The organism is Paenarthrobacter sp. NPDC057981, from assembly GCF_042886835.1.
GTDB lineage: Bacteria > Actinomycetota > Actinomycetes > Actinomycetales > Micrococcaceae > Arthrobacter.
In genome coordinates this window covers 1-8847 of sequence record NZ_JBHVQI010000045.1, presented here as the reverse complement: position 1 = coordinate 8847, position 8847 = coordinate 1, and the positions used below count along the sequence as shown (strand labels likewise).

The following is an 8847-nucleotide window of genomic DNA, read 5'->3' as shown; positions in this document are numbered from 1 at the left end:
CCGGCTGCGAAGCCGGGGGGGGGGTGCGGGTCTGCCAAATAATAAAGTTTCCGCGGGGGGTCGGTCGCCTTAACAAGGCGACCGACCGCCGTCGTGGTTTATGACACGGCGGCGAAACCATCGAACACCAGCGCAATTTTTGCTCAAGATGAGCACAATGTTGGCGCAGCAACGCCGGGCTGCTGCCCAGAGCCTATGCCGAGGCGCCGTCCACTACTTGGACACCCTTCGAGAAGGCGAGTACCGCCTGTCCCGCCACGGCTGGGATGACAGCAGCCTTACTAAGTAGTCCGGGCCGAGAAGGCGAGTACTCGCATCCCGCAGGTGGGTATTGAGGTGCCTTGTTCGAACGAAAAATTGAGGTATTCCGATTCCTGGCCATCGGACTTGCCATGCCTGAACCATTGGGTGCATCGCTTCATCCGCCAGCAAAGGCCGGATGCTGGGGGTTGCACTGCGGCTCCCCGGACCAGATCAACCAAGGAGTCACATCATGCGCAAGCTTTCCAAGAAGAGCCGGGTCACCGCCGCAGTCGCAGGCGTCGCACTGGTAGCAGTGGGTGGCGGAGCCGCCTACGCCTACTGGACCACCACAGGCTCAGGCACCGGAACGGCTACCAACTCGTCCGGCGGCGGAACCGTCACCCTGCACGCCACCTTCGCGGGCGGCCTCGCTCCGGGAAACTCCGTCCCGGTGACGTACACCGCTGACAACTCCACCACCTCAAGCACCGTGGTGGGCGCGCTGAACGCCTCGGTGACCACCAATGTGGCCGGCTGTCTGCCTGCGTGGTTCGAAGTCACCGCCGTCACGTCCAACAGCCCCGTCGCGGCCAACAGCACCGGTACCCAGGTCGGTTCCGGAACGCTGAAGTTCAACGACAGCACCACCGTCAACCAGGATGCCTGCAAGTCGGCCATCGTGACGGTCACCGTCGGCAGCCTCTAAGACCTCGACGCCGGGGTCCGCCTTGTGAAGGCGGACCCCGGACCATTCTGTTCCCCGCCTTCTCCAAAAGCACGCAAGCCAACGTCCGAAAAGAGCTTCCATGGACCACCGCCCAGAGCGCACCGTACCGTTCCACCGAGGTGGAGTCCTGCGTGCGTTGCTGCTGGCCCTGCTGGTGGCCGTCACGCCGATTGCGGCCCTCGCTGCCAGCAACGGCCAGGGAAGCGGGCAGGGAAGCGCGGCAAAAGCGCCGGTGGGCATCACTGTGGCGTTGTCGCCGTCGAGCCGGACGGTTGACCAGGGACAAGCTGCCACGTTCACGGTGTCGGCCACGTCAACGGGGGGATTCGTCGGAACTGTTGCGTTTTCAGCCAGCGGCCTGCCGGCCGGCGCCACCGCCAGTTTCGCTCCGGCGTCGGTTTACCTCACCTCCGGAAGCACCGCCCAGGCGACGCTGACCGTCGGCACTGCCACCACGACGCCGGTTGCCAAGACCGATTTCACGGTCAAGGCGAGCAGCGGAACGGTCGTGTCCAACACGGCACCCGGCCAATTGCAGGTCCTGGAAGTCAAGCGGAATTTCGGCGTAACGGGGACAGTGAAGGGCTTGCTCGCACCGGGTGTCTCACAGTCCATCGAACTGGAGATCTCCAACCCGGAGAAAAAGAGCATCGCCGTGACCAATCTTTCCGTGTCCATCAGCCAGGTGGTCCGAACCCAGGCGGCAATCGCGGCCAACCTTCCCTGCACTACGGCTGACTACAAACTCACCCAATACTCCGGCGCATATCCGTTGGCAGTGGACCCCGGTGTTCGAACACTTTCAGCGCTCCGCGTGCCGGAATCAAGCTGGCCCCGGATCACCATGCTCGACACTCCCAAACTCCAGGATGGCTGCAAAGGCGCCACCATCCAGCTCACGTACTCCGGGACGGGACAAGGCAACTGACATGAAGACCACAGCCCGGACACCGCGTATCGCCGCATCTGGCCGACTTGCACGAACCGCCGCAGCCACAGTAGCTCTGTGTGTGCTTGGTGGGGTTGGAACGGCCTACGCCTACTGGACCGCTTCCGGCGTCGGGAGCGGGTCTTCTACCAATGGCACGATGCAGAATGTTACGGTGAGCGCCCTTGTCCCTGGGGACACCGTGCAAACCAGTTTGGTTCCCGGAGGAAGCGCCGACGTCCTGGTGCGCGCCACGAACCCCAATCCCCATGCGGTCACGATCTACGGATTCGCAGCCAACGGGACTGTTTCTGTCGACGACGCCCACGCGTCCTGCACCACCACCGGAGTAACTTTCACACCCCCCGCCGCGCCGCTCAGCCCGCCCATCACCATCGCGGCGAATAGCTCCATCCTGGTGACGTTGCAGGGTGCAGCCAGCATGGGCGCCACATCCATGTCCGCCTGCCAAGGCGCCCAATTCGCCATCCCCGTGACGCTGGAGGTACGGAAGTGAGCCAGGACCGTCAGCCTTCGCGCATCACCATGGGACGGTGGAACCGCCTCATGGTCATTGTCTTGGGCATGCTCCTCATCTCCTTTGCCAGCCCTGCGGCCAGCGCCTTCTGGGGTTCCGTCAGCAGCGGCTTCGGCGCCGCGAAGGCCGACTCCGTGGCCCAAGGGGCAAAGCCGACCACCATCGTCACCGGCACCACCGTGACGGTCAACTGGGCGGCCAGTACGACGGCGGCCGGCAAGTCAGTGACCGGCTACAGCATCGGCCGCTACAGTTCGCTCAGCGGCGGTACGCGGGTGGCCGCCACAGGAACGTGCCAAGGTACGATTTCCGCTCTTTCCTGCACCGAGTCCAACGTCCCGGCCGGCACCTGGTACTACGCTGTGACGCCCATGTTGGCCCTCTGGCAGGGTGCCGAGAGCGCCCGTAGTGCGGGGACCACCCCCATCACGGACACCACGCCGCCCAACGCCCCGGTGATCAACGCCGTCGCCGTGATCAATGCGGCCCTCGCGGACAAGGTTCCGGTGAGTGGCACCGCCGAGGCCAACTCGTCGGTCACCCTCACTGTTTCAGGTACAGGTGGCCAGCCGATATCGCAGACGATCACGGTGAATGGTTCAGGGAACTGGACGGCCGCGTCGGTTGATGTCAGGGGATTTGCCGACGGCACGATCAACTACTCGGCCAAGGCCACTGACGCGGCCGGAAACGTCAGCGTCGCCGGAACTGCGACGTCGTCCAAGGATGCGACAGCCCCGACCATTACAAATGTCCAGCTGGGCAACGGTGGAACCGCCGGCAAGATCGATAAGAACGATACCGTCACCATTACCTTCTCGGAGTCACTGAAGGCCAGCACCATCTGCAACGCCTGGACAAGTAACACTGGCACGCAGACCCTCGGCGGCAACGGACAGGTGACGGTTAATGTGAGCGCCGAGAACGTCCTCACAGTCACCACCAACGCCTGCACGTTGAATCTCGGAAGCCTGGCGATGACCAGTGGCTACGCAGGCAGTGCCATGACCTTTGGAGGAAACGGCAGTAACGCGTCCTCTGTGATCTGGAACCCGGCGGCCGGGGTCAAGACGCTCACCATAACGCTGGGTGGAGCCTCGGGAACTGCAAACACATCAGTAGCAGCAGCTGCCGCAACCCTCACCGCCGCATCGGTCCTCACCGACATCGCAGGCAACCCTCTCAACCCCACAACGTTTACCAACGCATCCCCGGGTGGCTTTTAGACCCAGACGGCCACGCACCACAAGTTCGTGATGCGTGGCACTATCCGCCCCGTAAGCCGCAGTAGCCCAGCAGCCCGGGCGTAACCTTGAGAGCGGACGCCAGCGCCGCCGTCGTACGTTTGATCCTGCGACGAAAGGCGAGCCGCCCCTTGAAGGCTGTAGCGGAAATGTTCACGATGGGTCCTGGAAACAAGGACCACCATCCCGCCCTCCGCTGCGCAGTAGGTGTGTTCGTCCCGCTGATCACGCTGATGCTGATCGGCCGCCTGGACCTCGCGGTGTTTGCCTCGTTTGGTGCCTTTACGGGTATCTATGGGCGCAACGAACCCCATAGCGTCCGGTTCCGGAGCCAGTTGCGGGCCGGCGGTTTCATGCTTTTCATCATTCTCCTGGCCACACTGACTGCCCGTCTTGCCCATGCATGGGGCATCGAAGGTGCGGCCTATTCATGGTTTCTGACCGGCGCTACGACCGTCGTTGCTGGCGTATGTTCGGTGGTGGTGGCTGCGTGGCGTTTGCGGCCGGGCGGCTCCCTCTTTCACATCTTCGCCTTTGCCGCCATCGCCTCGATTCCGGCCCAGCCCCCGCTTGGGGAAGCCCTCCTGGTCGCTGTGGGGACCACGGTTCTTTGCCTTTTGATCGGCATGTCGGCCCGCGTGGTCAAGAGTCACAGGACTCCGTGGAAACGTCCGCCACCCATTCGGCACACCCCCGCCGAGCGCCGGGCGATCTGGTTGGAAGGCGGCGGTTATTTGGTGGCTGCCGGCTTGGCGGGAACGATCGCCACGCTGGTGGGGGAGCGGCTCGGCTTCGGTCACACGTATTGGGCGATGGTTGCGGCGGTGGTTCCCCTGGTGGGCCACTCAACCCGGCACAGGGTCAGCCGCGGCATCCAAAGAATCGCCGGTACTGTGCTTGGGCTCGTGCTGCTGGCCGGCATTCTGTGGCTGAATCCCGCGCCGTGGGCCATGGTCCTGGTGATTGCGGTGTGCCAGTTTGGTGCGGAAATGTTCATCGCCCGCCAGTACCTCGTGGCGCAGGTGTTCGTGACACCGTTGGCGTTGTTCGCCACGCTCCTTGCCGCTCCGGTGGATCCGGCACTGTTGCTGCGCGACCGCATTGTGGAGACCGTCATTGGTGCCGCCGTCGGCGTTGGAGTAGTGCTTGCTCCCGCTGTCTGGCGACGTGCAAGAATTCGTCACCACGCCCCTTGAGGGAGTTGCGTTAGTCACTCGACAAGCAAAAAGCAACGACATCGCCTAGTATTAATTGGTTAGACAAGCGAGATACATGTCTACCAAAGGACTGGTGATGACCGACATAAGCGAACGTCAGGGCTATTGGTACGGGCTGGAGAGCCGCAAGCAGATGGGCGCGGTGGATGTCCTGAACGCACTCAGGGACTACCGGACCGCGGAAGCGGAGATGAGGCGCCGCACGCGCGCATCCATGGGGATGGGTGAAACCGACCTGCTGGCTTTGCGGTACCTTCTTGAAGCCCAGCGTGCCGGCCGCGACGTCGGACCCAAGGAGCTTGCCGTCCGGCTCGGCGTAACGTCCGCGTCCATGACCTCGCTCGTCGATCGTCTGGTGAGGTCGGGGTACGTGGTCAGGGAGCCCCATCCCACTGACCGGCGCGCCCTCATCCTGCGCCCCACCCCGGGATCGGACGAGGAAGTGCGCAGCACGCTGGGGGAGATGCATGCACGGATGATGGAGGCCGCTGAGGCCCTAAGCGGCGAGGATGCTGCGCTGGTAGTGGAGTTCCTCCGGCGCATGAGAAAGGCGATCGACGGCATCGCTGCTGCATGACGGAAACCCGGCCTGAGCGGGCCGGCCGGACTGGACATTATTCATAAGTACACATATAACTAGATAGCCAAGCTACTTACTAGTGAATGTGTGGAAGAACGATGACAGTTTCGCTGCGTGAACAAAGCTCCGCACCAGTGGCTGAAACCGCCGTGGAAGTTCTCACGGACCAAGTAGTTCCCATGGGACCCGTGCACTGTGGGTCGCACATGGCCATCTCCGCCGGACCCGCTTACGACGCCATGAAGTGGGTCTCCGTGGAACCCATCTGGCCCGAATGGGCTTGCGGATGCGGCTTCCGGATGGACATCGATGCCCTGGATCCCGTGAGCGCCGTATGGATCGCGGCCCTTCGCAGGCAGAGCCTCCAGCACGAGCTGGCCATTTCCCAGAACACCCTCACGCTGGCCTTCAAGAAGGCGGTTGACGCCGGCGTCAACCCCAGTGCCCTTGCAGAGGTAGCAGGAATCCCTGCTGCCGAAATCGAAACCCTCCTCGGGTGACAACGCTCGACGTTGCGGCTGTCCGCGCTGATCGCGGAGCCGCAAGTGAATGCGCTGTGCACCCCGGAGCCGCGGCGCACCCGGAGGTAGTGGTCGCTGGCCGGTACCGTCTGGCTGGTCCCCTGGGTGGAGGCTCGGAAGCCTACGTCAAAGAGGCGCTCGACCTCCACACAGGTAGTGCCGTGGCCGTCAAGATCTTCAGGAACCCTGACCCCGTCAGTGATGTCCCGTTCCGCAGGGAAGTGGGTATCCACGGGCGGCTGCGGCACAAGAACATCGTTCGGGTCCTCGATTCCGGCGCCACCGGGGAAGATCACGGCGCAGAGAGCCGCAACTTCCTGGTGATGGAGTTGGCGGAAGGAAAGGATCTGCGGAGCATCCTGCACCAGCAGCCGGCAACGCCGCGTGAAACAGCGGAGTGGATGGGCGGCATTGCACGAGCACTCGCCTACATCCACCGCAAGGGGATCGTCCACAACGACATCAAGCCCGGCAACATCCTGGTGAACTTCGCAGCGGACCGCGGTGGCCCCGGCGTCGCGCAATTGACAGATTTCGGAATTGCCATCAGCGGCGCTCCTTCCACAACGTCCTCGTCTTCCGGCACCCCGCATTACCTCAGTCCGGAAGAGGTCCGTGGCGGAACGTCCACAGCTGCCAGTGATATCTATTCGCTCGGTCTGGTTGCCCTCGAGTGCCTGACCGGTACGAAAGCATTTCCTGGCCCTCCCCTTGAGTCCATGGTTGCAAGGACTCTTGGGGAACCCCGTATTCCCGGCACGGTCCGGCGGCGCTGGTCCATGGTGCTTCATGCCATGACCGACCCCGAACCTGCCGGCAGGCCGTCTGCCAGCCAGGTTGTCGGAATGTTCCGACGACTCAGCTGGTAGCCAACAATCAGGTCAACATCCGGCATGCGTCCTTATGCCGGACTGGGACCTCCTTACGAAAGAGAGAATGGAAAATGGGCATCATCGGTTGGATTGTTTTGGGCTTGATTGCTGGAGCCATCGCCAAGGCCATCAAGCCCGGCCGGCAGGGCGGCGGATGGATCGCCACGCTGCTGCTCGGCATCGTCGGGGCCATCCTGGGCGGTTGGATCGGCAGCGCGCTCTTCAACGTGGGCATCAACCAGTTCTGGTCGCTCTCGACGTGGCTTCTCGCCATCGGCGGTTCTCTGCTGGTCCTCATCATCTGGGGACTGCTGACCCGCAAGAAGGCGTAGCTTTCCAGAAAGGCCCTGGCTCCGCGGCTCACGCTGCGGGGCCAGGGCCTTTTTGCTTTGGTGGGCGGTTTTACGGTCACAAATACCCCGTACGGCGGCGACTGCGGGTGGCATCAACAGTTCCGCTACGCTGCTCGAAGTCACCACACTTCCGCACGCCAAGGGTCACCAATGACGCACTCTTCAGCCGACACGCCTGCCGCCGCCGCGCTCCCTGAAACAGAACAGGCTCCCGAAACAGGACAGGCTCCTGCAACAGCTCGGGCTCTTGAAACAGCTGAGGCTCCGGCAAACATCCATGGCTACGGCGCAGCGGGTACGGCATTGGGGGCGTTCGGCATGGCCGCAGCAGTGGGCCTGTTGTCCTTGCTTCTCCAGCTTCTGGCGCAGCCTTCATCCGGGACGCTTCCAATGTCAGGGCCGGCTGCGGCCAACGACTCCCTGTGGTCCAGCCTGGGATGGTTCCTCGGCGACATGACCGAACCCCTGTTCTACAAGTCGGAGATGGCAGCGTTGGGTCTGCTCGCAGGCGCCGCGCTGGCTTGGCGGCTTGCCCGCGCCAGCAAGAGGTGGGCCGGCTCCCTGAGCTATGACACCGGGCTGTGGCCCTGGGTGCTGGGGTCGGCGTCGCTGAGCCTGCTGCTGTCCAACCTCGCGTTCGGATGGATGCTCGACGGCGGCTGGCAGCCAACGTTCGCCCCTTTCGTTTGCGTCGCGCCCGCCATGGTCCTCCTTTATGGTCCCGGGTGGCGGACCTGCGCCACAGGGGCAGTGTTGGGAGCCGGCATCGTGACGCCCTTGGCGTTGTTCTTCATCGCTGTTCTGTCCACCCCGCTGGGCTTGCCCCCGGTCGTCGGCAGCGTCCTGGCAATGGCAACTGGCTCCGTCATCGCATTCTCGATTGCCCGGCAGCTGCCTTGGCTTGTCCTGCGGAGACCGCGGCCTGCACCGGTAGGCAACCACCCGGCGTCGGGCGTTGACCAATCAGTCCTCAATGACGCCGCCCGGGCCGCGCGCCGCGTCCTCAAGGACTTCACGGAAACGCACTTCTTCGCCAATGAACTGGCCGCTCTGGGAGTGATCCTGGGTGTGTCCGCGGCGTTCGTGATCGATCCCGGACTGCCGTCGTACGGTTCCGCCTTGCTGCCCCACATCCTGTTCGCGCAAGCCCTGACCTCAGCTGTCGGTGTCGTCCTGTGGCGGCGCTGGTACCGGGACGAAGGCTGGGCCGCGACGTACGCATCCGTGGTGTCGGTGGCTCCCGCTGCCGTTCTGGCCTCGGGAGGTTCGTGGACGGGGATCATCGGCGGGGCCGTATTGGGCGCTGTCCTGGCGCCCCCGATCGCCCGGGCTATTTCCGCGCGGCTGCCGGTCGGATTTCACCCGGTGATCGGCAATACTGCCGCAATGGCGTTGTCGACGGCGGTTGCCTTGCCGGTGCTTGGGCTGCTGAACACCTGACATTCACTGCGGCGGACAACGTGACGGCGGCCGTTTCCGGTGCCGTTCAAGGGCTCAAAATGGGTGTTTCACCTGGTGCTGAGGGCGGCTGCGGTTTTCTTGAGGGTTTCCTGAGGAAGTGTTGCGGGTTTGCAGGATTTGTTCTTGATCCGGGCCCGGCAAAGTAATTCCTGTCAGCCACACA

10 protein-coding genes are annotated in these 8847 nt (G+C 63.6%); all 10 read left to right on the top strand.

What is annotated here, in order from left to right; genetic code table 11:
* The first annotated feature begins 493 nt into the window (after positions 1-493).
* The 10 genes from ACFVSI_RS21925 to ACFVSI_RS21880 all read left to right on the top strand — a co-directional run bounded on the left by ACFVSI_RS21925 (position 494) and on the right by ACFVSI_RS21880 (position 8663).
* A complete protein-coding gene (locus tag ACFVSI_RS21925; protein ID WP_387828562.1) occupies positions 494-949 on the top strand; it encodes a hypothetical protein in 456 nt (151 codons plus the stop codon).
* Positions 950-1049: 100 nt separating this feature from the next.
* Entirely contained in the window at positions 1050-1898 is an 849-nt protein-coding gene (locus ACFVSI_RS21920) for a hypothetical protein (protein WP_387828559.1), read from the top strand.
* Position 1899: 1 nt separating this feature from the next.
* The gene (locus tag ACFVSI_RS21915) at positions 1900-2415 is read left to right on the top strand and encodes a hypothetical protein (protein ID WP_387828556.1); all 516 of its coding nucleotides are present in this window, start codon (positions 1900-1902) and stop codon (positions 2413-2415) included.
* Positions 2412-3662, top strand: coding sequence for a hypothetical protein (locus tag ACFVSI_RS21910; RefSeq protein WP_387828553.1), 1251 nt, complete (start codon positions 2412-2414; stop codon positions 3660-3662). The genes ACFVSI_RS21915 and ACFVSI_RS21910 overlap by 4 nt, the downstream gene beginning before the upstream one ends.
* A 149-nt stretch (positions 3663-3811) precedes the next feature.
* Positions 3812-4876, top strand: a complete 1065-nt coding sequence (locus ACFVSI_RS21905; protein ID WP_387828550.1) for an FUSC family protein — start codon at positions 3812-3814, stop codon at positions 4874-4876.
* Between the two features lie 76 nt (positions 4877-4952).
* Positions 4953-5474 (top strand): MarR family winged helix-turn-helix transcriptional regulator, encoded by a 522-nt coding sequence (locus tag ACFVSI_RS21900; RefSeq protein WP_387828547.1) that lies wholly within the window; start codon positions 4953-4955, stop codon positions 5472-5474.
* Positions 5475-5575: 101 nt separating this feature from the next.
* The gene (locus ACFVSI_RS21895; RefSeq protein WP_387828544.1) at positions 5576-5977 is read left to right on the top strand and encodes a hypothetical protein; all 402 of its coding nucleotides are present in this window, start codon (positions 5576-5578) and stop codon (positions 5975-5977) included.
* The gene (locus tag ACFVSI_RS21890) at positions 5974-6867 is read left to right on the top strand and encodes a serine/threonine-protein kinase (RefSeq protein WP_387828541.1); all 894 of its coding nucleotides are present in this window, start codon (positions 5974-5976) and stop codon (positions 6865-6867) included. Before ACFVSI_RS21895 ends, ACFVSI_RS21890 begins: the two co-directional genes overlap by 4 nt.
* A gap of 74 nt (positions 6868-6941) precedes the next feature.
* Positions 6942-7202: a GlsB/YeaQ/YmgE family stress response membrane protein gene (locus ACFVSI_RS21885; RefSeq protein ID WP_387828538.1), complete on the top strand. Its 261-nt coding sequence runs from the start codon at positions 6942-6944 to the stop codon at positions 7200-7202.
* 171 nt (positions 7203-7373) lie between these two features.
* Positions 7374-8663, top strand: a complete 1290-nt coding sequence (locus ACFVSI_RS21880) for a hypothetical protein (RefSeq protein WP_387828535.1) — start codon at positions 7374-7376, stop codon at positions 8661-8663.
* Positions 8664-8847: the final 184 nt, after the last annotated feature.

Coding starts and splice junctions, on each gene's coding strand:
- ACFVSI_RS21925 (WP_387828562.1), top strand. CDS start 494: ATGCGCAAGCTTTCCAAGAAGAGCCGGGTCACCGCCGCAGTCGCAGGC.
- ACFVSI_RS21920 (WP_387828559.1), top strand. CDS start 1,050: ATGGACCACCGCCCAGAGCGCACCGTACCGTTCCACCGAGGTGGAGTC.
- ACFVSI_RS21915 (WP_387828556.1), top strand. CDS start 1,900: ATGAAGACCACAGCCCGGACACCGCGTATCGCCGCATCTGGCCGACTT.
- ACFVSI_RS21900 (WP_387828547.1), top strand. CDS start 4,953: ATGTCTACCAAAGGACTGGTGATGACCGACATAAGCGAACGTCAGGGC.
- ACFVSI_RS21895 (WP_387828544.1), top strand. CDS start 5,576: ATGACAGTTTCGCTGCGTGAACAAAGCTCCGCACCAGTGGCTGAAACC.
- ACFVSI_RS21885 (WP_387828538.1), top strand. CDS start 6,942: ATGGGCATCATCGGTTGGATTGTTTTGGGCTTGATTGCTGGAGCCATC.
- ACFVSI_RS21880 (WP_387828535.1), top strand. CDS start 7,374: ATGACGCACTCTTCAGCCGACACGCCTGCCGCCGCCGCGCTCCCTGAA.